The sequence below is a fragment of the Streptomyces sp. NPDC058812 genome (assembly GCF_042744565.1).
Lineage (GTDB): Bacteria > Actinomycetota > Actinomycetes > Streptomycetales > Streptomycetaceae > Streptomyces > Streptomyces thinghirensis.
Genome location: NZ_JBHYOB010000008.1, coordinates 88,408 through 111,842, shown reverse-complemented (window position 1 = coordinate 111,842; position 23,435 = coordinate 88,408). Strand labels below are relative to the sequence as shown.

Genomic DNA, 23,435 nt, shown 5'->3' with positions numbered 1-23,435 from the left:
GGATGCGTGGTGCCTCGTGGTACTCCCACGCAGCTGGGTGGTAGAGCGCCCACGGTCCTGGATCTTCCAGCGTCGCCGCTGAGTACGTGACTACACACGTTGCCCGAGCACCACGAAGCCGTGGCCGAGTGATCCATCATCATGATGATGGCCCGGCGTCTGGCGTGCGCGAAGGACGCCAAGCACCGGAAATGATCAGTTTGTTCACGGGCTCTCAGCGGCGACGTGAGCGATGGAGCGAGCTCGGCAGCGCTCAACGAGGCGGTGGCGCCCGTCAACGGACGACGGTGCGTTGCGGTGAGAGCCCGGCGCAGTATCAGCAGGCCCGATCAGATCGCCTACTACGTCGCATCCGCGCCGGTGGGCACCAGCGTCGACCGGCTCGTGCGTGTTGCCGGGCGCCGGTGGGCGATCGAGGAATGCTTCCAGGCCGCGAAGAACGAGTGCGGCCTGGACCAGTACGAAGTCCGCCGCTACGTCGGCTGGATGAGGCACATCACCCTGGCCATGCCCGCGCATGCCTTTCTCGCGGCCACGGCAACACAGGCAGCGGCAAAGGGGGATGCAGAAACGGTTCCACCCTTCGCTCACCGTGGCAGAAGTCCGCCGGCTCCTGGCAACTGGCACCGCACACCGGCCCGCCCGCTACTTCGCACCCATGCGCTGAGATGGTCGCGATGGCGGCGAAGGCGTCAGGCCGTGGCCCGGCACTGTCACTACCGACGACGATGCCACTCATTGGAGGGGCGGTCCGGTAACACCGCCCCTGACATGCCAGCAGCCAACTACACTCCCGACGATGCCTCTGACCAGGCCAGGTAGCGAACCGCTGCTGGAGTACTAGGTCGCGGGCGACGTGCGCTAACGGGTGGCCGGTCGAGCGGACCTCGCGGACGGCGCGCTCGCGGAGTTCATCGGGGTACTTACGTGGTGCTGGGACTGCTGTGGCTCTCCTTACGTCTGGATCGTAACCCAGGCTTCAAGGACTTCACGAAGATCAGTGCAGCTCAAGGCGAAACCGATTGGTGCCTGGTCGTTGGTCGGGTGTGATCGGGAATGGGGACATGCGTCGGCTGGTGCCGGCTGCGCAGGAGGATCTGCGGCTGCGGGTGGTTGCGGCGCTCGAATCGGGGCGGGTGGCGACGTACGGTCAGGCCGCGGAGCTGTTCGGCGTCTCCGAGCGGTCGGTGGGCAGCTGGTGGCGTGCCTTCAAGACCGGCGGCAGGGCAGCCTTGAAGGCGGCCGAGCGTGAATCCCGGGCTGGGAAGGGCGAGTTGGTCGACGATTCCGCTCGTGGTGCGGTGTTGCGGGCGATGCGGGACTACACCCCGGCCGACCTGGGCCAGAGCGGGGTGATGTGGACCCGCGCCTCGACGCGGATCCTGATCCACCTGGTGTGCGGAGTGTCGATGACGGAGCAGGGAGTGGGCAAGTGGCTGCGCCGGCACGGCTTCACGCCGCAGCGCCCCGCCCGGCGCTCCTACCGGCAGCGGGGCGAACAGGTGTGGGCCTGGCTGGAGGAGAACGCCGAGCGGATCGGGCTGCACCTGGTGCCCGGATACAGCCCCGAGCTCAACCCCGACGAACTGACGAACTGTTGAACGCCGACCTCAAACACCACGTCCACGCCGCCCGCGCAACCTCCATCGACGATCTCGCCCGCGAGACCCGACGCTTCCTGCATCACAGGCAACGCCAACCCCGCATCGTCTGCGGCTACTTCAAAGCCCGCCACGTCCGCTACACCATCGAGTAGGAAACCCACCAGTTTCGGCTCAATAGAAGATCGCGTTCACGATCTCCCACAGGTCACAGGGCCTTGAGGACTCCGGTCGCCGAGCGGACCACCCGGTCCTGCTTCCACGCCTGATCATCGGCTCGATCAATACTCACTGCTCGTCCGATAAGTCGCTGGGGTACGGCTCTGCCTTCACGCCCCGCACCTGAACATGGACTGCCCCCCCCAGTGGACCGTGCAGCGATCATTACCTCGATCGAGCGATCCCGAACCGAGGAAGATCGGACTTAGCCTCCACTGAGTATGGCCACGGAGTTCCACGCGGCAACAAGCACCCTCCAGAGTTATAGGTACTCCACTCGGCGAAGGCAGCCCAAACTGTGCCGTCGGATGCCGCAAGGACTCGACCGAGGGAGTGCTGTGTTCAGAACGAGAGCAAGACCCCAGGCAGACTTGATACCGTCCGCCGGTCCGCACCCATGGGGCCGGTGGCGGCCGGCCACCGCGCTGACAGCCTGGCTGGTGGGGATCATCGTCGCCGCGGCGACGGTCCTGATGCCGACGCCCGCGGTGGCCGCGCCGTCCACCCCGGACTTCGGGGCGGCTATCGACGCGTATGCCGCCAACGACCCCCAGGACGAGTGTTTTGACAAGATCCAGCCGGGCGCTCTGGGTCTCCGGGACCTGCTCAACGAGGCGTACGGATCTCACACTTCCTACTTCCAACGTGCCTGCAGTGACGGTGGCACGAGTGAGCACAAGGAAGGCCGTGCGCTGGACTACATGCTCGACTACTACAACTCCGGTGAGCGCGCCATCGCCGACGACACCCTCGCCTGGCTGCTGAAGACGGACAAGTACGGCAACAAGCACGCCAACGCCCGGCGGCTCGGGATCATGTATGTGATATGGAACGACCGGATCTGGTCGGCGCACCGAGCCGATGAGGGGTGGCGGGACTACAGCGGAGACAATCCGCACAGGGACCACATCCACTTCAGTCTCAGCTGGGACGGTGCCCTCAAGAAGACAAGCTGGTGGCAGTGGAAGGAGCCCGGACGGACCACCCACAGCGTGACGGGTGACTCGTTCACCGACCTGGTGGCGACGAAGTCCGACGGCACGATGTGGCTGTATTCCAACAACTTCCTGCGTGACGACGGCATGCCGTACAGCAGCGCCCGCCAGATCGGCAGCAGTTGGAACACCTTCAACCGCATCATCCCGGCCGACGCGACCGGCGACGGCTACACCGACCTGGTGGCGACGAAGTCCGACGGGACGATGTGGCTGTATTCCAACAACTTCGTCCGTGACGGCGGCAAGCCATATAGCAGTGGTCGCCAGATCGGCCACAGCTGGAACATCTACAACCGCGTCATCGCGGCCGACGCGACCGGTGACGGGTTCACGGACTTGGTGGCGCTGAAGCCCGACGGGACGATGTGGCTGTATTCCAACAACTTCGTCCGTGACGGCGGCAAGCCATATAGCAGTGGTCGCCAGATCGGCCACAGCTGGAACAACTTCAACCGCATCACCGCCTGACGTCGCTCCCATGGTGCCGGCCGCCCACTTGCAGCGGTCGGCACCCTCACCCCTCATGACCGCTGGAGCAACCGTGCGACTTTTGATGGGGACGGTTGAGCAGCTCCGCGACCCCGTCTACGCGACCAACCGGTTCCTCGGCAAAACGCTCCAATTCGACTGGCGCAACGATCCAATCGGGCAGAACTGCCAGCAAGTAGTCGGGACTGTTGCAGAGTTGGGTGACAGCGGGTTTATGCAGCCAGGGCTGGGGGCGGGGTCATGATGGTCTCGCACTCGACGGGGGTCAACCGGGCCAGGCGCCTCTGACGCCGGCGGCGGCGGTAGGTGCGCTCGATCCAGGTCACGATCGCACTCCGCAATTCCTGGCGGGTGGCCCAGGTACGGCGGTCGAGGACGTTCTTCTGCATAAGCGCGAAGAAGCTCTCCATGGCCGCGTTGTCGCTTGCGGTACCGACTCTCCCCATCGACCCGATCATGCGGTGACGTGAGAGAACGGCAACGAATTTCCGGGAGCGAAATTACGACAGAGCCGGGCGTCGATCGAGTAGCCCACAAAGCGGCCGGAGTACACGTCCTTGACCGCGCACAGATACAACTTGCCCTCGCCGGTGGGGTGCTCGGTGATGTCCGTGATCCACAGCCGGTTCGGCCCGTCGGCGGTGAAGTCGCGCCGGACCCGGTCGTCGTGCACCGGTCGGCCGGCCTTGGCGTTCTTGCCCCGGCCCCACCCCTTGCCGAAGACGCTCCACCAACGGTTGTCGCGACAAATCCTCCAGGCGGTCCGCTCGGCCATCGCCTCACCGGCCTCGCGCGCCTCGTCGAGGAGGAACCTGTGGCCGAACTCGGGATCGTCGCGGTGAGCACCGAACAGGGCATTGGCCCGGTATGCCTCAGCCAGCTCGGCATCGGTCACTGGTGTCTGGCTGTGGTCGTCGGCCAGCGGCCTGTCGGGCGAGGACATCGACCTGCGCTGGCAGGCGTTCCTGAGAAGGTTCGACCTGGAACACACCTTCCGGATGATCAAGCAGACACTGGGCTGGACCAGCCCGAGGCTCCGCACGCCCCAGGCGGCGGACCGGTGGACCTGGCTGGTCGTCGCCGCTCACACTCAGCTCCGCCTCGCCCGGCCGCTGGCCGCGGACCTCCGCCGCCCGTGGGAGAGGCCGGCCGAGCCTGGCCGACTCGCCCCCGCACGGGTACGCCGGGGGTTCAGGAACCTCCGCCCGCACCTGCCCTGTCCGGCGAGTGCGCCCAAACCCACCCGGGCCGGCCCCGGCAGGGCACCCGGCTCGAAGAACCGGCAACCCGCGACCCGCTACGACGTGGGCATCGGTCAGGCGCCCCGAGACCACCACTGAGCGTGACCAGGTCAGACCATAAAGAACAACCTGAGAGTCTGTTTCCGATCCCTGGTTCGTCGGGCGGGCGTGGTGATGGCGTCCGTGGTGTTGTGACACCGACCGCGGAGGGGAATCTCGGGATGGTGCGCTCGGTTGAAGGAGCCATGGTCAGCATCAGCTACGAAACACCACAGGATACCCGCACGCGGCTGCGCCGAGTGCTTGCCGAGGCCACCTTCAAAGTCCTGTCCGGGCAGTGGGCGTACCACGAGTACCTGGCAGTGCCGGTCCCGCAAATGTCTGCCGACGCCCTGGCCCTGGTGCGCGACGAGGAGAGCTGGTCAGTCCTCGAGCCGGCGCGGGGCGGCGAGGCGGAGGTCTTCGGCGTCTTCGCGTTTCACTTCCCGGCAGCATCCGATAACAGCGGCTTTGTAGGCTGGCTGGCTGGCGAGCTCAAGGATCACCTCGGCACGGGCGTGGCCGTGCTCTGCGGATACAACTCCTCGAAGGGCGGCATTTACGACTACTGGCTCGTCCCTAGTCAGCTTCTATCCGAGGCAGAGGAGCATGTGCGGAGTCTGGCGGCGGACGGCGGTGAGGACAGCCAGTAGGCAGGACTCGGTGAAACCGTCGTGGTGGTACGACAATGAGGCCGGTTCAGATCAGGTGGCCTCTCGGGAGGCGGTTGTCCGCTTCTGCGGGACTTTCGGCGAGTGATGCGCCTGGTCATAAGATCGTGTCCTACGTGGTGAGGCGGTTGCGGTCGTTGGTCCGTTCATGAGGCGGGGTACGTGGAGTTGGATTGTTCCAGACGGCCTGTGGGAGATCGCGAAGCCGCTGATCCCTCCGTCGAAGGTGCGGCCGCAGGGGGGTGGAACGCAGGACACGCCTGATGAGACGCTGTTCGCGGCCATCATCTACGTGCTGGTCAGCGGCTGCGCCTGGCGCGCTTTGCCATCCTGCTTCGGCATATCGAAGTCGACCGCCCACCGCCGGTTCCTGATCTGGTGGAGACCCGGCGTCTGGGGCCGCCTCCACGAGGCCGAACTGCACCGGCTTGACGACGCCGGCCTGGACGACGTCACCCGCGTCGTCCTCGACACCGCCCACGTGAGAGCAAAAAAAGGGGGTGAACACACAGGTCCGAGCCCCGTGGACCGCGGCAAGCCGGGTTCCAGGACGCACGTCTTGCCGGACGCGAACGGACTGCCTCTCCTCGTCGGCGTCTCGGCCGGCAACACCCACGACAGCGAAGGGCTGAAGCCCATGGTCGAGGGCCACCAAACGAGACACGACCCTCACCGCGGCCGCTACTTCAAGCCCCAGCCCTCCACGCAGACCAAGCCCACGACCGCGCCGACCCGCGCAGATGGCTTCGCTGGAAGCGCATCGGAGTACGCGTCGCCCGCAAAGGCATCGAGTCCAGCGCGCCGATTAGGGCGACGACGCTGGGTCGTCGAGCGCACCATGTCGTGGCTCTCCGGTTACCGCGGACTCAGCCCCCGCTACGAGCGCAATCCCCGTAACTACCTGGCCTTCCTCGGACTCGCCGCCGCTCTCTGCTGCTACAAGCGCCTTGCCCGCCTCACCACGTAGGACACGGTCTTATCCGTACGTGAGGGCACCTCAGTGTCGCGTCGAGACCGCACTTCTCTGGGCTCGTTCGAGACGGCGGGCCCTGACGCGTCGGGTGGGGTGGGCGGGGTCTTCGCCGGCGCCCGCCACAGGGGTCCGCGCGCCGCCGGGGGGCGGGAAGAGCCGCTCGGCGACGTCGGCGAGGGCATTGCTGTCCGGTCCCGCCGCGATGTGGAAGTGGGACGGCTTCACAGGGCTGAGGTCACCGCCCCATACGACGGTGCCTTCGCAGTCCAGGAGGATGTCCCGCACGATCCGTTCGTGGTGGGGCCAGAGCCCTTCGGAGCCGCCGAGGGGGTAGGCGGCGGGGTGGAGGCACAGTGCGGTGCCGGAGAGGTGGTTCAACTCGTAGTCCGCAGCGATGGTCCGGTTGGTGGTGTGGCCGCTGATGCCGCCGCCCTGGCCGGTGTCGAGTGGTGCGATCTCGTAATACCAGCGTCGCGCGATGTGCAGGAGCACGGTTGCCACTGGGCCGTCACGCAAGTCCACGGAGGCTGTGAAGCCGTCCACCAGGTGGGTGTTGACGGCGTCGGGGGTGATGGGCCAGCCGTTCACAGACCTGCCCCGGGTCCACTCGGCGCTCTTCCCGTTCGATACGGCGCCCGGTGCGGCGGCAGCCGGTCCTGCGTGGGTGATCCAGGCGGCCACGGTGGTCGCGGCCCCGGCGGCGAGGAGGCCCCGGCGCGTGATGGTGCGGCTCACGCTACCCTTCCATACCTCGGGTGATGACGGTGTGCATTCCCTCGACGAACGAGGCGAGCTGGTCCGAGGGAACCCGGTCCGGGTACTGGCTTTCGTCCTCGGGCAGGAAGGAACCCTTGCCCCTGTCGAACAAGGAGAAGATCTCGGAATCCAACAGGACGTTCCGCACAGTCGCCCGGAACGTGCTGGAGCTGCCGCCGAACCGCTTCTCGTAGAAGTGGGTGAACCGCTTCGCCGATCGGTTCTCTCCATCCCAGAAGTGGTACGTGAACGGCGTGTCGGACAGCAGCCTGTCGTCTCCGCCGCCGGACTCGCCGTCCAAGCCGTGCAGATAGTGGGAGATGTTGTAGGCGTCGACGTCGGCGATGAGGTTGTCACTGCTGAACCGGGATTCCACCGTCGCGGATCCGACGACCTGGACGCAGAAGTCCTCGCCGGACATCGAGCGGTGGTTCTCACGCCACTGCGTGTAGGCGTTGAGAATGTCCCCCCAACCGCAGCCTTCTCCCATAGTTCACGTCGGTGCCGCTTCCGGGGTAGGCGAAGTGACCCTCGGCGGCGGCGCCGAAGTGCGCTAGGGTGATGCGGTGGTTCGCCCGCGGATCATCGTATTTGACCATGTCGCCGGGCTCGATGCCCGCGGCCGCGCCGAGCCGCCTCGTCACATAGCTTCGCTCGTCACCGGGCGCCGTCCCCGCCCTTCGGCTCGCTGCCAAGCGACGACCCACCCCTCCTGCCTTCTACCCTGTCTGAGACCTTCACGGTCGCCGATGAGCCGAGCCAGTGGATGCTGGTTCCGAACTGCAGGGTCGTTCCCAGCCGGACTGGAACCTCCCCGACGTGCTGGATACGGCGCTCATCCGACTGCTCGCCGCATACCTCGACCTCGCCGCCGAGTCCGACACACCCCCGGCCTCCTCTTCGAGTCGGTGTAGGCACTCCGCGTGGTCGCGGAGAACCCCGTGAACGCGGCACCCGCCACCGGGCGGCACCCGGAGGGCAACCCCCGCCCCACCCACACGGCCGCGCAGCCCCCGGACGCCCCGCCGCACCCGCGACCACCGCGCGGCGGGGCACCAGGGACCCGTCAAGCCTTCCCGTTGTACTGGTACCAGTCAGTGATCGGGTCGGTCAGGACCTTGTCGTCGAAGAGCCGGAAGTACACGACCGTGCCCTCGTCGATGTCGTCGTTGTCGTCCATCTCAATCTTATTCATGTCGAGTTCCGCGGACGTCCCCGGCGCCCAGTAGGTCCCCTCCTCCTTGATGAAGCCCGAGCCCTCCCACCACATCGCCCGGACGTAGATCGTGTCGCCGTCGTTCTTGCCGTCGTAGACGTACAGGATCTCGTCGGACGGGTGGAACTCGACCTGCGCCACAGGGCTGTTGTTCTTCTTGACGACCAGCTTCAGGCCCTTGCCGCCGCTGTCATACTTGAACTCGGTGAAGTCGAGGCCACTGTTGTCCGAGCAGGGGCATTCGACGGTGTAGCGGGACCAGCTGGAGACCGACAGGTCCGAGTTGGTGTAGGCGTTCGCCGTGCTCGCGGAGAACCCGGTGAACGTGGCAGCCATTCCGAGGGAGAAGGCCGTGGCCATTGCTCTGGTGCGCATTGTTGCCCTTCTTGTTGGTTAGGAAATGTGGAGCTCCGGCGGCATCCGCCACCAGGTCAGCGCCTCTGCGTACGTGAGAGGCGGAGCGCCTTGACACGCCGGGCGGGCTGGGTGGGATCCTCGACCGCCCCCGCCACAGGAGTCCGCGTGGCGCCGGGCGGCGGCACAAGCCGCTCGGCAACACGTTCCAGCTCCTTGCTTCCCGGCTCCACGGCGATCTGGAAGTGTGACAGCTTCGCGGGGGCGAGGTCCCCGCCCCACACGACCGTGCCTTCGCAGTCCAGGAGGATGTCCCGCACGATCAACTCGTGGTGCGGCCACAGCCCTTCGGACCCGCCAAGGGGGTGCGCGGCGGGGTGCAGGCAGAGCGCGGTGCCCGAGAGGTAGTTCGACTCGTACGACGCGGCGACGGCCCGACGGGTCTTGTGCCCGCTGACGCCCCCGCCCTCCCCGGTGTCGAGCGGCGCGATCTCGTAGTGCCAGCGGCGCGCGACGTGCAGGAGCACAGCGGCTACGGGCCCGTCCCGCAGCACCACGGCAGCCGACGACCCCTCCACCTGATGCCTGCTGACGGCACCGGCATCGATGCTCCAGCCGTTCTCGGATCTTTCCCCGGTCCACGCGTCCTGCTTCCCGGACGACGCGTCCGGCGCGGCGGCGGCCGGCGTGGTCTGCCCGATCCAGGCGGCGGCGACGGTGCCCGCTCCGGCGGCGAGTACACTCCGGCGTGTGAGAGCACGACTCACGCGACTCCCTCCCCTTCCGTACGGCGGTTGATGACGGCGAACATGCCGTTGATGAACGAGTCGAGCGCGTCCGCGGGAATGTTCTCCGGCCACTGTTCTTCGTCTTCGGGCAGAAATTCCTTCTTGGCCCAGTCGTAGACGGAGAGGAAGTCGAGCGTCAGCATGTTCCGCACCGTCGTCTTGAACGTGCTGCTGCTGCCGCGGAAACGGTCGTAGTAGAAAGCGGTGAACCGCCGCTTCGCCTGGTTCGGTCCGTCGCCGAAGTGGTATGCCTCAAGGGCGTCGGACAACAGCATGTCGTCGTCGCCGCCCAACTCGCCGTTGCTGCCGCGCAGGAGCACGGCGATGTTGTGGGCGTCGACGTCGGCGACGAGATTGTCGCTGCCGAAGCGGGACTCCACGGTGGCGGATCCGACGACCTGGACACAGAAGTCGTGGCCGGACAGGTCCCGGTGGTGCTCCCGCCATTGCGTATAGGCGTTGAGGATGTCCCCCGCCCATCCGCAGCCCTCACCCGTCGTCGGTTCGGTGCCGCTGCCGGGGAAGTTGTAGTGGCCTTCGGCGGCGGCGCCGAAGTGGGCGAGGGTGATGCGGTGATTCACCAGCGGGTCGTAGTAGGAGGTTCTGTCGCCGGGCTCGATGCCGTTCGCCGCGCACTCGGCCGCGACGTCCCCGGAGATGCGGCCGAGGAGGAGGCTCCATTTCCAGTCGTGGTAATTGGGCTCAGCCGAGCGCAGGAAGGCCAGCGTCGCGTCGATCACGTCGTGCCGGGGGTACCCCATGCCGGAGATGACGTTCTCGACCCGCTTCACGAACTCGATGTACTGGCGGAGGTCGCCGTCCCCTGTGTCGGTCGTGCCGAGGAAGCTCACCCCAGGGTCGCTGTTCAGCCGCCAGACGTTGTGGTCCAGGCCGTAGCCCGACTGGAAGTCGTACTCCCGGATCTGGTTGAGCGACCAGTTGTGTGGCATCGGGAAGCCGAGGTTCCCGGAGTACCCCCACGACATGCCCGAGACGAACGACCAGCGGGCACCGGCCTCGCGCGAGACGCGCTCGCAGACGTTGCGGGTCCCATACACACCGAAGACATAGCGGGCGCCGCTCCTTGCGAGGGCGTTGCGGACGCCGTTGAAGTAGGGCACGACGTGCGAGGTGATGTGCTCGTCCTGGGCGTCGTAGTCCACGGCGAAGTAGATGCAGGACCCGTGCGGGATGCCGTGCTCCCTGGCCTTGGCGTCGGCCTGGAGCCCCTGGTCGTACCCCTTCGCCTCGGTGAAGTTGGCCAGCTGGGTGCCGTTGTACTGGAACAGCGGGAACAGCCGCATGGCATTGACGACGATGCCCGCCGCCTCGCCGGGCTTGAGCGCCTTGCCGAGGTAGTACGGGTCGTCGGGCTCCAGGTGTTCGTCCAGATACCGGCCGATGATCCGGTAGTCCGCGGCCCACAGCGCCCGGGCGCGCTCGGGGCTGGTGTAGGCGGCGGTGTCGCAGCCGTGCCCTTCACGGGTGTCGTCGCCGCAGGAGACGAGCAATTGGGCCCAGGTCTTGTAGTTGAACGTGCCGGCGAGCGTGCCGGTGGGTAGCTGTGAGAACTCCTGGAAGGCGTCTACCCAGGTCGTGGTTTCCGTCGAGGACTGGTTGCTGAACACGTGGTCGGCGTCGAAATGGATCGCGTTGCCGTCGCTGTCCCAGGTGGGGGAGTTGAACCAGCACGCGAAGCGGAACAGCAGCTCCAGTGGCTCCGTCAGGCGGATGCCGGTGCCCTTGGACTTGAGGGCCGCCTTCGTGCCGTCCCCGAAGTGTCCGTTGATGGTGTTCTTGTCCAGGCCGAGCTCGAACTGGAGGGCCAGCATCAGGCCTTGCTGCACATCGCGCGAGTAGATGCCGTCGGACGGCACCAGGTTCATCGCGGGAATGCGCTCCCGCTGGACGTATTTGCTGTTCAGGTACTGCTGGATCTGCTTGGTGATCAACTTGCCGCCCGGCACGAGGAGGAACTGGTCCATGCGCAGCAGCGAGCGGGTGAATCGGGCCCACAGGTCGGCGTCGATGTCCGAGAAGGTCGCTACGAGGCCCAGGTCGAACAGGGCATCGGACAGGGAGTCCTGAGCCCTCGCGTCCCACACGGCGGGATCGGCCGAGCCGTAGTAGCCCTTGCACCACAAGGCGGCGCTGTAGATGCGGATGATGTTCTGGTTGGTCTCCTTGTCGGGGAACAGGTAGCGCTGCTTCACCGCCGCAAGGGTGCCTGGCCCGAAGTTCTTGACGGTCGGGGAGATCCCCAGCTCGTGCTGGAGTGCCTGGGTGAGGCAGTCGACCGTCTCCCAGCCCGTTCTGCCGTTTGGTGTGCACGGTACATAGCCGGGCACGTTCGCGTAGGTCGCGTTGACCCAGTCCTGGACGGCCCGGATGTTCGGGTCCGGCATACGTACCTCCATGGTTCGGTGCGTCGCCCACCGTCACGGGGTGTGTGGCGGTGGGCGACGGGTCGTCGGCGGGGAGCGTTATCGCATCAGAGGCGGCTGCATTCATCTGAACCCATGGCGGTGACGGGCTTGTAGTACCAGAGGAGGGCGCTGAGCGTCTGCGGACCGTAGATGCCGTCCACGCCGATGTCCTCCCTGGCCTGGGCCCGCTTGAGCGCGTCCCGCGTCAGAGCACCGAACTCCCCGTCCACGTCCAGGGACTGGCCGTAGCACTTGTTGAGGGTCGTCTGCAGGGCCCTCACCTCGGAGCCGGAGGACCCCTGCTGCATCGTGCAGTTGAGGCTCAGATAGGTACCGTTGCTCCAGGCGGGGATGCGCGCCTCGCCGCGCCACTCGATGAAGCTCTTGGCGCTGGTGTACGTCGAGTTGCAGCTGCTCGTGGCCGCGGCGGCGGGTGACGTGCCGATCACCAGCGTTCCGGCGGCGAGCGCACCGATCGCGGCGGTGGCGAAACAGGCTCGCGTGGTACGGAAGTTCATGGAGGTCCCTCCCCGTTGAGCGATGCGTTTGTCATGCCACCGACGGCATGACGCCTGTCGAGTGTCGCGGCAAAGCTGACTGCTCGGAACCTCGAACTTTTCAGGGTGTGATGCAAGGTGCCCGCCGAAACTACACTCCGAGTCGCGCCCCTTGGTGTGGTGTAGGCGATCATTCGTCGGTGGCGGGCAGCAGGGTGATCTTGTCCGGATAGAGGCTGTCCATGCTCTCGTTGGAGACGTAGCGGCGGGGGAAGGCGATCCACTCGTCGTGCATCTCGATCAGCACGGCGGTGGCGAGGCGTTCGACGGCAGCATCGTCGGGGAAGACCTGGACGACGTCGGCCCGGCGTTTGACCTCGCGATTCAAGCGCTCCAGCGGGTTGGTCGACTGGATCTTCGACGGCGTGCTGTTGATGTCCGTGCACGCCAACGACCCACTGCCCGACATGCTCGCGGACCCTGGCCTGCCCACCGTGATGCTGGGCCGTCGCTCGGCTGACGAGAACATCACCTACGTGGACGCGGACAACGCCGGGGGAGCCCGAAGCGCGGTCACCCATCTGCTGAACAGGGGCCGCAGCGCGGTCGCGACCATCACCGGGCCGCTCGACATGTACGTCGCCCAGTGCCGGTTGCGCGGCTACCGCGAGGCGCTGGGACCTGGGGATCGACGCCGTGTTCGCCGCATCGGACAGCATGGCCGCCGGAGAGCTGAACGCCCTGCGCGCGGCGGATCGCCGAGTACCGCAGGACGTCGCCGTGGTCGGATTCGACGACTTCCTCCTGGCGCAGCGTACGGAGCCCACATTGACGACAGTGCGCCAACCGCTCCAGGAGATCGGCCGGACCATGGTGCGGCTGCTTCTGGAGGAGACTGGAGGATTCGGGGGTGGCCTGGCGGCATGTCAGCCTGCGCACAGAAGCGCTGCTCCGCGGCTCCGCCTGACCCGCTCGCCCCACTTCACCCCACGTGGCGCCTGCCGGCCCCGGCCCGCCGGGCCGGTCTCCGCGCCCGCCGTGACGCTGTGCGTCGACTTGCTGTCCCATTCCTCGGGTTGGCCCCTCACCGACGCCGTCCGGGAGCGCTCCCAGCGCCCCGGGTGTGGAGCCCTTGACTGCGGCGATGACGAGCAGGCGTTGCGTTCGACCGTCTTGCCGTGGCCGTACTTGAACGTGACGTATTTCGTCACGTCGGCCGTGTCGTGCGGGAGTAATCCGCCGGTTGACTCGTCCGGGAGCGTCCGCGACCGAGCCCGAGGGTGGAGCGTGGTCCCTGCGATGGCCCCGTATCGCGCCGTTCCCAGTCCAGCGTGACCGTCGGCGGCCTGCCGGTGGGCGGGCAGGTGGACCTGATCCAGACCGGCAGCGCAACCGCGGCCACGCGTCGGCGTGGGGAAACCGGGCGAGCGCGTCCGCACCTCGGTCTCCGCACAGCAGGGCTTGCCTCGCAGGGCATGGCGTTCTCCCCCTGCAGTAAGCGGGGGCTCCAGCACAAGGCTGGAGCCCCCGAGGGAGTCAGCTGGTGGGGAAGGCGTCGGGGGTACTGATGCGGCTCTTGAGCAGCGCCCCCGATTCCGTGAGCACGCCGGCGCTGCTGTAGTCGGTGCCATTGCAGGTGCCGGGTTTGAACGCGGCGCTGCCCTCATTGGCGTCGGAGTAGGTCCAGTTGGCGTAGCCGATCTTCAACTGGTCCAGTAGGTCCAGCCAGGCCACGGAGCTGGCGCGGTCGACCGCGCCCCCGCCGGTGTAGGTAACCGTCCCGAACTCGGTGACGAACAACGGCAGTTTCGTGGCCGCACGGCTCACCGTGGCACGGTAGTTGTCCTTGTGGCTGGCGGCGTAGAAGTGAAACGCGTACATGATGTTGGTGGCGTTGACCGGGTTGTTGATGATCTCCGTCTCGTTGGAGCCGTCCGAGACGCCCAGCGAGGACCAGCCGGGGGTGCCGACGATGATGACGGCGTCCGGGTCGGCGGCGCGGATGACCGGGATGACCTGCTCGGCGTAGCTCTTGATGGTCGCCCAGCTCACGCCGTTGGGCTCGTTGGCGATCTCGTAGATCACGTTCTTCTTGTCGGCGTTGCGGGCGGCGACGGACGCGAAGAACGTCTTGGCCCGCTCAAGGTTGAAGTTCGGGTCGCCCGGCGTCAGGGTGTGGAAGTCGATCATGGCGTACATGCCGCGCGCCTCGGCCATGTCGACGAGGCTGTTCACCCGGCTGGTGAAGCCCGCCGGGTCGGTCTCGTAGCCGCCCTCCTGCACGTACATGGCGATGCGGAACAGGTCCGACTTCCAGTCCATGGCCAGCGCGTCCAGGGAGGCGTTGTTGTAGCACTTGCTGAACCACTGAATGCCGTGCGTGCTCATGCCGCGCAGCTGGATGGGGCGGTTGTACTGATTGCACAGGTACACGCCGCACACCTCGAGCTGCCCGTTGATGCCGACCGGGGTACCGGTGGGCGGCTCGGGGTCCGGGTCCGGCGGGGGCTCCTCGCCGCCGATGGTGCCGGTGCAGGCCACGCCGTCGAGCGTGAAGGCGGCGGGTTTCGGATTGGCGCCCGTGAACGTACCCGTGAAGCCCAGGTCGGCGGAGCCGCCGGTGGCCAGGGTGCGGTTCCAGTCGGCGTTGGTGACGCTGACCGCGGAGCCGGACTGCGACCAGGTGCCGTTCCAGCCCTGGTTCACCTTCTGCCCGCCGTCGGCCCAGGTCCACTTCAGGGTCCAGCCACTGACGGGGTCACCCAGGTTGGTGACCTTCACCCCGGCCTGGAAACCACCCGACCACTGGTTCGTGATCGTGTAATCGACCTTGCAGCCCGAGGCGGCCGCCGCCGGTGGGCTGACGAGAACGGTGAGGCCCAGGACCATCGCGCAGGTCGCCAGTAAGGCCAGTAGACGTTTCACAGCTCTTTCTCCTGTCTGCCGATAGAGCTTGAATTGGGAGCGCTCCCAAAACAGGGCGGGGATATGTTCCGCCCTGTTCGATGTGTGGCGGGTCAGGCCGGGGGCGTGCCCCAGGCCAGGGTCGTGCCGGTGTATGCGGGAACGGCCGGTGCATCGGTGTACGTCGTCGAGGTCGTACGGCTGTAGTCGTTCGCTTCGTTGAAGTTCGACCAGTCCGCCTTGCTCATCCTCAGCTGGATGTCACCGCTGTTGGCGCCGGCGGCCAGCGAGCCGCCCGTGAAGCTCACCTCCAGATAGGCGTCCGCGCCCGAGACGGGTGTCGCCAGCGGCACGACCCGCAGCTTGACCTGCGCGCAGCCCACGGCCGCGTAGTCGCACCAGGCGCTCACGGAGGCCGATCCGTCGCGGGTGAAGTAGTAGCGCACCGCGATGGCGTCGAGTTTCACGGTGGAGCTGCCGGTGTTCACGACCTGGAGCGAGGGCCGGATGGCGTTGTCCGTCGCGGAGCCGTCGTTGTTCTTGTACCGCACCTTCACGGCCCCGGACGGGGTGTCAGAGGACTGCGTGGTCACGTTCAGCGCCGCCGAGGGAGCGGAGACGTTACCTGCCGCGTCCCGGGCCCGCACGGTGTAGCTGTACGCCGTGGAGGGCGAGAGCCCCGTGTCGGTGTAGGTCGTGCCGGTCACCGGCACCGCGTTCACCTTGGTCGTTCCCCGATAGACGTCATACCCGGTCACCCGGGTGTTGTCGGTCGACGCCGTCCAGGACAGCGCAACGCTGGTGGAGGTCTTGGCGGTACTGGCCAGGCCGGTGGGGGCGGTGGGCGCCTGGGTGTCCTCGGGGTCCGTCGGCCCGTCGTACACGTCGCTCAGGCTGATGCCGGTGGTGCTGCCGGCGCCGCCCAGGGGAACCTCGTGGTCGAGGCTGACGAACTTGCCGCCGTGCTGCCACAGCGCCGGCTTGAGCAGAGCGTATTTCTCCTCGTCCCAGGACTTCCAGTCGCCGAGCAACAGGCCACCGGTGTCCCCGGAGTTGGGGTTGAGGCACCAGAACGTCTGGTGAATCCGGTGCTCGACGATGAGGTCCCGAAGTGCGGTCATCCACTTCTGGTTCGGGCCGCCGTCGAGGAAGCCTCCCCACTCGCCGATCAGGAGCGGGGCTTTGTTCTCCTTGTGCAGGTAGAGCCAGTTGGGGTCCCAGACGTCGCGCTCGAGCGTGGTGCGGTTCCAGTCGCCGGTGAACCAGGGCTGCTGGTGGACCAGCGGCCCGTAGTCGTGCGGGGAGTACACGAGCTGGTCGTTGTACGCGCCGAGGTCCACGGGATGGTCGCGGACGCCACGCAGGTTGCCGCCCCACCAGTTCGAGTGGTAGTCGGTGGGAGTGGTGGAGGTCCAGCTCGCACCGGCCTTGGGGTAGATCTCGATGCCCTCGCAGAGCACCAGCAGGTTGGGGTTGATGGCGAGCATCCGCTTGCCGGCGGTCTCGCACACGTGCTTGAAGTTGTCCTGGTCCGTCGAACCGTCCCACTTGGCGCGCGGAGACGTGCTCGCCGTGCCGTGCGGCTCGTTCTTGACGTCCATGGCTACGACGGTGTCGTCGTTCTTGTAGCGGGCGGTCACCCACTCCCAGGCGGTGTAGAAGTCCTCGGAGGTGATGGTGCCCTTCCACCATACCGGGTGGATATGGCCGGAGTTGTCGGCCTCGGCGCTGTGTACGTCCAGCATGACCTTGATGCCGTACCGCTCGCACAGGGCGAGCCAGTGGTCGAAGACCTCCAGGGAGGTCTTGCCCGCGATCTCGGGGTTGGCATAGGCGTTGACGCCGCTCGGGACGGCGGCCTTGCCGTCCTTCCACTCCAGGAGGAGCTGGGTGGAGATGGGTACCCGGACGATGTTGATGCCCCTGGATGCCATCGACTTGGTGATGTCGGTGATGTTGCCGGACCACAGTCCGTGGAAGATCCGTTCGTCGGCGTTGAAGCCGAACCAGTTGGTGCCGGTGAGCCAGACCTCGTCGCCGTTCGCGTCAACGATCTTGTTGCCCTTGGTGTGCAGCCAGTCGTCGCCGGGTGCGGCGACGGCCGCCTCGCTGCGCGCGGGAGCCGGGCGCTCCCCTGCCCCCAGCGCTGGGCCGCTCGCGAACAGTAGTCCTGTGGTCAGCGCCGCAGCGAGTACCACCTGGATGCGCCGCAATGGCCGGCTGCGGCCGCGTCTTGATGACAGTCCCACGATGTCCCTTTCTGTCGCATGGCCAGAACAAGAAGCACGGAACAGCGTTGGGAGCGCTCCCAAAATTGCGCGCTGTTCATGAAGCCAGGCGCCTTGAGGGCTGTCAACCTTTTGAACCAAAGCGGCCAACTCGCGCCGGAGCGTGGGGTGTGGCTGCCGCTTTGAGACGAGCGGCAGGGGCGGCTGGTGACGGCCGGGAGGAACATGGCAGAAGCGGGGGCGTTGACGAGGGGAGGCGTCAATCCCGCTGTCTCATGCTCAGCGGCTGTCCGAGCGCGTTACGCGGTCACCGCCGGTCAGACGTGCCGTCTCACCACGCGCGGTGCACCGAGTACGAGAGCTGCCGCGGCCAGCCCGATCACTCCTCCCGCGGTCACGTTGGAGGGGTAGTGGGCACCGCTGTGTACGCGCTCGGCGGCGACCATGACCGCCGCCGCTCCGCAGACGGTCCCTGCCGTCGGCCACACCGGCACGACGGCGCCCGCGAAAGCGAGACGCCGCGGCGGTGTGCCCGGACGGGAAGGAAGAACTGTCCGGGTGCTCCCGCAGTTCTTTTGACGGCACGGCACCCGTTCCTCGGGTGGGCGGCGCCGGTGGTTCAAATTCTTGACGACCGCGTTGGACAGCACCTGGGCCGTCGCCATGGCAGCCACCCCCCGCGACGGCAGCCGTGCGGCCGCGCCGTCCGCCACACGCGGCGAGGCCTGTGGCCGTCGCCCACCAGAGCTTCGTGTGCTCGGCCGACTCCTGCACTGCGGACGCCAACTCCCGCATCCACGGCGGCCCCCGGCCGATCGTCCTTCTGGCCGGCCAGTGGTCCCCGTCATGCAGATCCGCCATCATTCCCATGAGCTGCCGACTTCCCGTTCAAGGACCGTCACACCGACGTCGTAGTCGGTGCGGTGGCAGCCGCCGCCAGGTCCAGGTCGACCTTGGTCGGGGCCCGGCCGGAGTATGTAGGTTCAACTCGATGTGCCAGGTGGGCACGCGGTGCTGAATCCGTCGATCGCTACCGGGCTCAGCAGGGTCCCCGGCTTGTGGACGAAGGTCAGGCGATCGATGTGTCCCGGGAGCTCGATGGTCCCTGTGTTCCGGCGAGTCGAGGGAACAGGCGCGCGGCGGGTGCGTTGGGGGCGATGTCCAGTCGGGCGTTACGCAGGTTCGCGCACTGGCGCAATTCGGTGGCCAAGGTGGCGGCGTCCGCCGGGGTGATCGGGAAGTCGCTGCCGTAGAGGAGCCTGTCGGGGGTGGCCAGTTCGAGCAGGCCTTTGAGTGCGACAGGAACGGGGTGTGCCGGCGAGGTCGTAGTGGAGGTTGCCGAGGGCGGCGGGTACGTCGGCGCCCTCGCCGGTCAGGTCGCAGACGAAGGCGACCCGGTGTGCGAGTGCGGGCAGGACGGCTCCGGCATGCGGAATGACCCAGCGGATACGGGGGCGGCGTTGGAGTGTCCCGCTCAAGATGAGGTCGACGACGCAGCGGGTGGTGTCGAAGGGGGGGGAACTCGATCATGGGGCGGGGCCGGCCGGGTGTCGTGTGCTGCCAGCCCGGCGGCGAGCTCGGGTGCAGGGTGATCACGGCGTCCCGCGCGTCGAGCTCGGCAAGGCCGGGCGCGAAGGCCGGGTCGGACAGGTAGCGGCCGTGGTAGTGGGTCTTCAACGCGACGGCGCCGGTGCGGAGTTCGTCGTAGGCGCGGGCCAGTTCTTCCAGCGCGCCCTCGACGTCGGGCAGCGGCAGCGAAGCGGACAGGCCGAAGCGGTCGGGACGGGCGGCGACCAGGGCGGCGCCGGAGTCGTTGACGTGCCGGGCGAGGTCCCGGGCCGCGGCGTCCGCGACGAGCCGGCGATCGCCGAAGTGCACCCCGGGTGAGGACACGGGCAGCACGGCGGCGGCGATGCCGTTCGCGTCCATCATGGCGAGCGCGCTCTCCGGGCTCCAGGCGGGAAGTCCGGGCATGCCGTCGGGGCGCTCATGGCCGGCGGCTGGCTGCGCTGGTCCGCTGGAACGGGGATCACCGCCCGGATTCCGCGCTTGCGCAAGTGCTCGCGGATGGCGCGTGAGGAGTACGCCTTGTCGGCCAGGACCACATCCGGTCTGGTGCGGGGCCGTCCGCGGCGGCGGGGAACGCGCAAGCGGGCCATCACGTGGGCGAAGGCGGGTGCGTCACCGGACTGTCCGGCGGTGAGAACGAAAGCGAGAGGCCGGCATCGGGCGTCTGCCGCGAGGTGAATCTTCGTGGTCAGTCCGCCACGGGACCGGCCGATGGCATGGTCGTGCGGCTCGCCGGCCCGGGCCCCTTCTTGCGGGCCCCGGCCGCGTGCTGGTGGGCACGCGCGATCGTGGAGTCCACCGAAACAGCCCAGTTCAGGTCCTCGTCGGCGTCCGCCTGGGCCACGAGCGGGGTGAACACACGCTCCCAGGTGCCGTCGACGGCCCACATGCGAAGCCGGTTGTAGACACCCCTCCAGTTGCCGTACTGCTCGGGCAGATGGACCCACTGGGACCCGCTCTGGAACTTCCAGGCGATCGCATGGATCACCTCGCGGTGGTCCTGCCACCGACCACCCCGCTTCGGCGTCCGGTCAGGGAGAAACGGCTCGATCCGCGCCCACTGCGCGTCAGTGAGCGGCACACCCAGACCAATGATCAGATGATCCGAACGAAACGGCCTAGGCGGGAGCGCTCCAGCCCGTGGTCGTACAGGAGCCGCGCGAGCATCGGAAACGCGGTGACTGCCAGGGCGCCGCCGAGGAACAGTGCGAACATTCCCGGGCTGATGTCGGTACGGGTCAAGTCCTGGTGGAAGAGCAGTCCCACTCCACTGCCCAGGAGCAGGGCAGGCACGATGCTCGAGAGTGCCAGGATCAGAGCGGTGCGCTGGTAGCCGGGTGGCGCCTTCTCGTGGTCGAGCCCTAGGCCGACGAGGAACATGAAGAGTGTGAGGCCGATCGTGCTCAGCACATACAGCACGGGCTTCACAGCGGGCGCGAACAGTGACTCCTGGGCTCCGGGAAACACCCGGCCGAGGAGAGTCGGCCCCAGCGCGATACCGGCGACCATCTCTCCGACAACACGAGGCTGCCCCACCGCGATCGCCAGCTTCCCGCAGAGTGAGGAAAGGACCCAGGATGACCAGCAGCGCCGGCAGGACGTCGAGCACGAGCTGCACGCTTGGATCCTGAGTGGCGGCGAGCGTGCTCATGGTCATCGTCGCCTCCTACGCCCGGGTGAGTACGAGAGCGGCGTTCTGCCCGCCGAAACCGAAGGAATTGCCGAGCACGGCATCCATGACCACCTTTCGCGATTTGCCCGCCACGATGTCCAGGTCGATGGCGGGGTCCTGATGGGTGAGCCCTGCGGTCACGGGGGCCAGCTGGTGCTTCAGTGACAGCGCTGTGATCGCTGCCTCCACCGCACCGGCCGCGCCGAGCGAGTGGCCCGTCACGCCCTTGACCGAGGAGCTGACCGGGTGATGACCGAGCACCTGTTGGATCATGCAGGCCTCTGCCGCATCGTTGAGCGGCGTGGAGGTGGCCGTTCGAAGCGGTTGGCGGGCGGGCCAGCCCTTCAGGACCAGTGTGTGAGGTTGGTTCGGGCGAGGGCCGTCAAGAGGGCTCGGTGGGCCTCGGGTTCGCCGACCGAGACGCGTACGCCGTGTCCCGGGCAGGCTCTGACCTTGACCCCGGCGGTGGCCGCGGCCTGGGCGAAGGGTTCGGCAAACGTGGTGAGCGGGAGCCAGACGAAGTTGGCCCGGGAGGGCAGGACCGGGAGTCCCAGTTCCCTGAGATCCTCGCTCAGTTCCTCCCGCGCCGAGGTCACCGCGCTCAGACGTTCGCGCAGTTCGGTTCCGTCGCGCAGGGACAGGATCGCGGCTCGCTCCGCGAGGCGTGTCACTCCGAAGGGCAACGCCGTCTTGCAGACGGTGGTCACGATCCGGTGTGGGCCGGCCGCGTAGCCGACGCGCAGGCCGGCCAGCCCGTAAGCCTTGGAGAAGGTGCGGAGGACGACGACGTTGCCGTGCTCGCGCAGGATCTCCGGCAGGCCCGGCGGGTCGCCGCCCCGGTCGAACTCCACGTACGCCTCGTCAAGGACCGCCACCACGTCCTCCGGCAGTGACCGAAGGAAGCCGTCCAGCCGGCCGTGGTCGATGACCGTCCCGGTCGGGTTGTGCGGGGAACAGAGGATCACCACCCTGGTCCGGTCGCTCACCCGGGCGCGCAACTCGCCGAGATCGTGTTCCCCGGACGCGGTCAGCGGGGTCTGCACGCCGGTGGCGCCGGAGACAGCGACCAGTAGCGGATACGCGTCGAACCCCGGCTACGCGTAGACGACTTCGTCGCCCTCGCTGCACAGGGCGAGCAGGAGCTGCTGGAGTACGCCCGCGCTTCCAGGTCCCACGGCCACCTCGTCCACGGAAACGCGTAAGTGGCCGGCGATCTCCTCGGTCAGGGCCCGTGCCGTCGGGTCGGGGTAGCGGGCCAGCTGGGGCAGGCCCTCCTCGATGGCGGAGAGCACGGATGGAAGAGGCGGAAGGGTCAGTTCGTTGCTGGACAGGTCGAAGGAGAAGGCCGAGCTCCCGTCGGTGGCCGACGACTCCGCGCTGCGGTAGGCCGTCATGTCCCGTAGGGCGCCGCGCCTTGCGAATCGTGTGCTCATCACCGGGGTCCCCTCGTGAAGATCTGCTCGGGTGTGGTCAGGGCTGCACGAGGAGCCGGGTGGGGAGCATGAGGTTGATGCTGGGCTCGTATTCGGTCATCTGGTCCGGTACGAGCCGCAGACGGGGGTGGTGTCGCATCAGCAGGTCGACGCCGACCCGGGCGACGGTCCGGGCGAGGTAGGAGCCGAGGCAGTAGTGCAGTCCTTGGGCGAAGTGCAGACTGCCGGCGAGGTTGGGACGGCGGGGGTCGAAGACGAGGGGGTCGGGGAACCGGCTGTCGTCGTAGTTCGCCGAGGACACCATCGCCCACAGCGCCGCCCCCTCAGGAATGAGGACGCCCGCCACCTCCACATCCGTGGTGGCCGTGCGGAAGACGCCGAGCCCGATCCCGGAGCGGCGCAGCGATTCGCTGAAGGCGTTGTCGAACAGCGCCGGGTCGGCGCGGAGGTCGTCCCAGTGCCGTGGCTCCCGCAGCAGCTCACGGCAGAGGTTGACGATCACGAACCCGGCGGGGCGGATGCCGGCCGCGAGGATGTCGAAGCTGATCAGGCTGATCAGTTCGCCGGTCGTGTAGTCGGCTTCACCCTTGGCCATCAGGTCCAGGAGGTAGCTGATCAGACCGTCCCGAGGCTTCCGCCGGCACGCCTCGATGACGTCGGCGAGATATGCCTCCAGTTGGAGGACGTCCTCGGCGTAGCCCGCCAGCTTCTCCACCGGCGGTTTCCCGAAGAAGAAGGCGTTGACGGCCTCGTGGTAGCGCATGATCCTGTCGTGGTCCTCGACGGGAAGGCCGGCCAGATCGATGATCACCCTGCCGGCCACGGGCCGGGCGAACGACTGGGCGAGGTCGAACGGGGTGCCCTCCGGTGTCTCGGGCATCTCCTCGAAGCAGCGGGTGGCGATCTCGCGGATGCGGGGTTCACGGCGAAGCGCGGCCTTGGCCGAGAAGTACTTCGCGACCGGGCCGCGCAGCCGGTCGTGCGCGGGCTGCCCGTCGAAGGCCAGGTTGGGGGCGGCGAAGGTGTGCGTTCCCGCCAGCTCGGCCCGGATCTCGTCGGGGAAGGCGGACAGGATCATCGGCCTGGTGGAGGAGGAGAAGCGGTCCGCGTCCTTGAGTATCCTCAAGACGTCGTCGTACCGGGAGACGATCCACATGCCGAACGGTTCGCTGTAGAACACGGGTGCTTCGTTCCGCGCCGTCGCCAACTGCTGGGGGAGATCGGCGAATCCCGGCGTGGCGAAGGGGTTGAAGCCGCTGCCGTCCGGGCCGAACGGGCAACCCCCGGTCAGGGGCGTGGGAACAGGACTTGCGGAGCGGTCGCTTGTTTCTGACATTTTGCTGTCTCGCTCGCTTCTCTTG

The 23,435-nt window shown here is 67.5% G+C and carries 17 protein-coding genes and 7 pseudogenes; 8 read left to right on the top strand and 16 right to left on the bottom strand.

Going from position 1 to position 23,435, the window contains the following annotated elements:
• Window positions 1-303: 303 nt before the first annotated feature.
• The 4 genes and pseudogenes from ACFW48_RS18430 to ACFW48_RS18415 form a co-directional block, all read left to right on the top strand.
• Window positions 304-579: pseudogene (locus ACFW48_RS18430) on the top strand (IS701 family transposase); the annotation flags it as partial.
• A gap of 485 nt (window positions 580-1,064) precedes the next feature.
• Complete coding sequence (locus ACFW48_RS18425) at window positions 1,065-1,601, top strand: winged helix-turn-helix domain-containing protein (RefSeq protein ID WP_386315855.1); 537 nt, start codon at window positions 1,065-1,067, stop codon at window positions 1,599-1,601.
• Window positions 1,598-1,756, top strand: coding sequence for a hypothetical protein (locus tag ACFW48_RS18420; RefSeq protein ID WP_386315853.1), 159 nt, complete (start codon window positions 1,598-1,600; stop codon window positions 1,754-1,756). The genes ACFW48_RS18425 and ACFW48_RS18420 overlap by 4 nt, the downstream gene beginning before the upstream one ends.
• 504 nt (window positions 1,757-2,260) lie before the next feature.
• A complete protein-coding gene (locus tag ACFW48_RS18415; RefSeq protein WP_386315852.1) occupies window positions 2,261-3,286 on the top strand; it encodes an FG-GAP-like repeat-containing protein in 1,026 nt (341 codons plus the stop codon).
• A gap of 233 nt (window positions 3,287-3,519) precedes the next feature.
• Here the strand turns inward: ACFW48_RS18415 and ACFW48_RS18410 are convergent.
• A pseudogene (locus ACFW48_RS18410) lies at window positions 3,520-4,205 on the bottom strand (transposase); the annotation flags it as partial.
• Window position 4,206: 1 nt separating this feature from the next.
• Between ACFW48_RS18410 and ACFW48_RS18405 the strand changes: the two are divergent.
• From ACFW48_RS18405 to ACFW48_RS18395, 3 genes and pseudogenes are all read left to right on the top strand, one after another.
• Window positions 4,207-4,669, top strand: a pseudogene (locus ACFW48_RS18405) (transposase); the annotation flags it as partial.
• A gap of 124 nt (window positions 4,670-4,793) precedes the next feature.
• Complete coding sequence (locus tag ACFW48_RS18400; protein ID WP_386315850.1) at window positions 4,794-5,240, top strand: DUF6196 family protein; 447 nt, start codon at window positions 4,794-4,796, stop codon at window positions 5,238-5,240.
• 166 nt (window positions 5,241-5,406) lie between these two features.
• Window positions 5,407-6,225, top strand: a complete 819-nt coding sequence (locus ACFW48_RS18395) for an IS5 family transposase (protein ID WP_386315849.1) — start codon at window positions 5,407-5,409, stop codon at window positions 6,223-6,225.
• A gap of 30 nt (window positions 6,226-6,255) precedes the next feature.
• On the opposite strand, the gene ACFW48_RS18390 is transcribed toward ACFW48_RS18395, so the two are convergent.
• From ACFW48_RS18390 to ACFW48_RS18360, 7 genes and pseudogenes are all read right to left on the bottom strand, one after another.
• On the bottom strand, window positions 6,256-6,966 hold the full coding sequence (locus tag ACFW48_RS18390) for a hypothetical protein (RefSeq protein ID WP_386315848.1): 711 nt from the start codon (window positions 6,964-6,966) through the stop codon (window positions 6,256-6,258).
• A gap of 1 nt (window position 6,967) precedes the next feature.
• Window positions 6,968-7,408: a hypothetical protein gene (locus ACFW48_RS18385; RefSeq protein ID WP_386315846.1), complete on the bottom strand. Its 441-nt coding sequence runs from the start codon at window positions 7,406-7,408 to the stop codon at window positions 6,968-6,970.
• Window positions 7,409-8,053: 645 nt separating this feature from the next.
• Entirely contained in the window at window positions 8,054-8,578 is a 525-nt protein-coding gene (locus ACFW48_RS18380; protein WP_386315844.1) for a hypothetical protein, read from the bottom strand.
• 56 nt (window positions 8,579-8,634) lie between these two features.
• Window positions 8,635-9,324: a hypothetical protein gene (locus ACFW48_RS18375; protein WP_386315843.1), complete on the bottom strand. Its 690-nt coding sequence runs from the start codon at window positions 9,322-9,324 to the stop codon at window positions 8,635-8,637.
• Window positions 9,321-11,750 (bottom strand): glycoside hydrolase domain-containing protein, encoded by a 2,430-nt coding sequence (locus ACFW48_RS18370; protein ID WP_386315841.1) that lies wholly within the window; start codon window positions 11,748-11,750, stop codon window positions 9,321-9,323. The genes ACFW48_RS18375 and ACFW48_RS18370 overlap by 4 nt, the downstream gene beginning before the upstream one ends.
• Window positions 11,751-11,836: 86 nt before the next feature.
• The gene (locus ACFW48_RS18365) at window positions 11,837-12,289 is read right to left on the bottom strand and encodes a peptidoglycan-binding protein (protein WP_386315839.1); all 453 of its coding nucleotides are present in this window, start codon (window positions 12,287-12,289) and stop codon (window positions 11,837-11,839) included.
• 169 nt (window positions 12,290-12,458) lie between these two features.
• A pseudogene (locus tag ACFW48_RS18360) lies at window positions 12,459-12,686 on the bottom strand (transposase); the annotation flags it as partial.
• 1 nt (window position 12,687) lies between these two features.
• Between ACFW48_RS18360 and ACFW48_RS18355 the strand changes: the two are divergent.
• A pseudogene (locus ACFW48_RS18355) lies at window positions 12,688-13,235 on the top strand (substrate-binding domain-containing protein); the annotation flags it as partial.
• A gap of 569 nt (window positions 13,236-13,804) precedes the next feature.
• Here ACFW48_RS18355 and ACFW48_RS18350 read toward each other — a convergent pair.
• The 8 genes and pseudogenes from ACFW48_RS18350 to ACFW48_RS18315 form a co-directional block, all read right to left on the bottom strand.
• Window positions 13,805-15,193, bottom strand: coding sequence for a cellulase family glycosylhydrolase (locus tag ACFW48_RS18350; RefSeq protein ID WP_386315837.1), 1,389 nt, complete (start codon window positions 15,191-15,193; stop codon window positions 13,805-13,807).
• A 92-nt stretch (window positions 15,194-15,285) separates the two neighbouring features.
• Window positions 15,286-17,421, bottom strand: coding sequence for a cellulase family glycosylhydrolase (locus tag ACFW48_RS18345; protein ID WP_386315835.1), 2,136 nt, complete (start codon window positions 17,419-17,421; stop codon window positions 15,286-15,288).
• Window positions 17,422-18,288: 867 nt separating this feature from the next.
• A complete protein-coding gene (locus tag ACFW48_RS18340; protein WP_386316303.1) occupies window positions 18,289-19,329 on the bottom strand; it encodes an amidohydrolase family protein in 1,041 nt (346 codons plus the stop codon).
• Window positions 19,330-19,409: 80 nt separating this feature from the next.
• Window positions 19,410-20,062, bottom strand: a pseudogene (locus ACFW48_RS18335) (IS5 family transposase); the annotation flags it as partial.
• Window positions 20,063-20,064: 2 nt separating this feature from the next.
• Window positions 20,065-20,595 (bottom strand): cation:proton antiporter, encoded by a 531-nt coding sequence (locus ACFW48_RS18330; RefSeq protein WP_386316301.1) that lies wholly within the window; start codon window positions 20,593-20,595, stop codon window positions 20,065-20,067.
• A 40-nt stretch (window positions 20,596-20,635) separates the two neighbouring features.
• Window positions 20,636-20,989: a hypothetical protein gene (locus ACFW48_RS18325; protein WP_386316299.1), complete on the bottom strand. Its 354-nt coding sequence runs from the start codon at window positions 20,987-20,989 to the stop codon at window positions 20,636-20,638.
• Window positions 20,986-22,035: pseudogene (locus ACFW48_RS18320) on the bottom strand (histidinol-phosphate transaminase). The gene ACFW48_RS18325 and the pseudogene ACFW48_RS18320 overlap by 4 nt, the downstream one beginning before the upstream one ends.
• A 76-nt stretch (window positions 22,036-22,111) precedes the next feature.
• Window positions 22,112-23,410, bottom strand: coding sequence for a cytochrome P450 (locus ACFW48_RS18315; RefSeq protein WP_386315833.1), 1,299 nt, complete (start codon window positions 23,408-23,410; stop codon window positions 22,112-22,114).
• Between the last annotated feature and the right edge of the window lie 25 nt (window positions 23,411-23,435).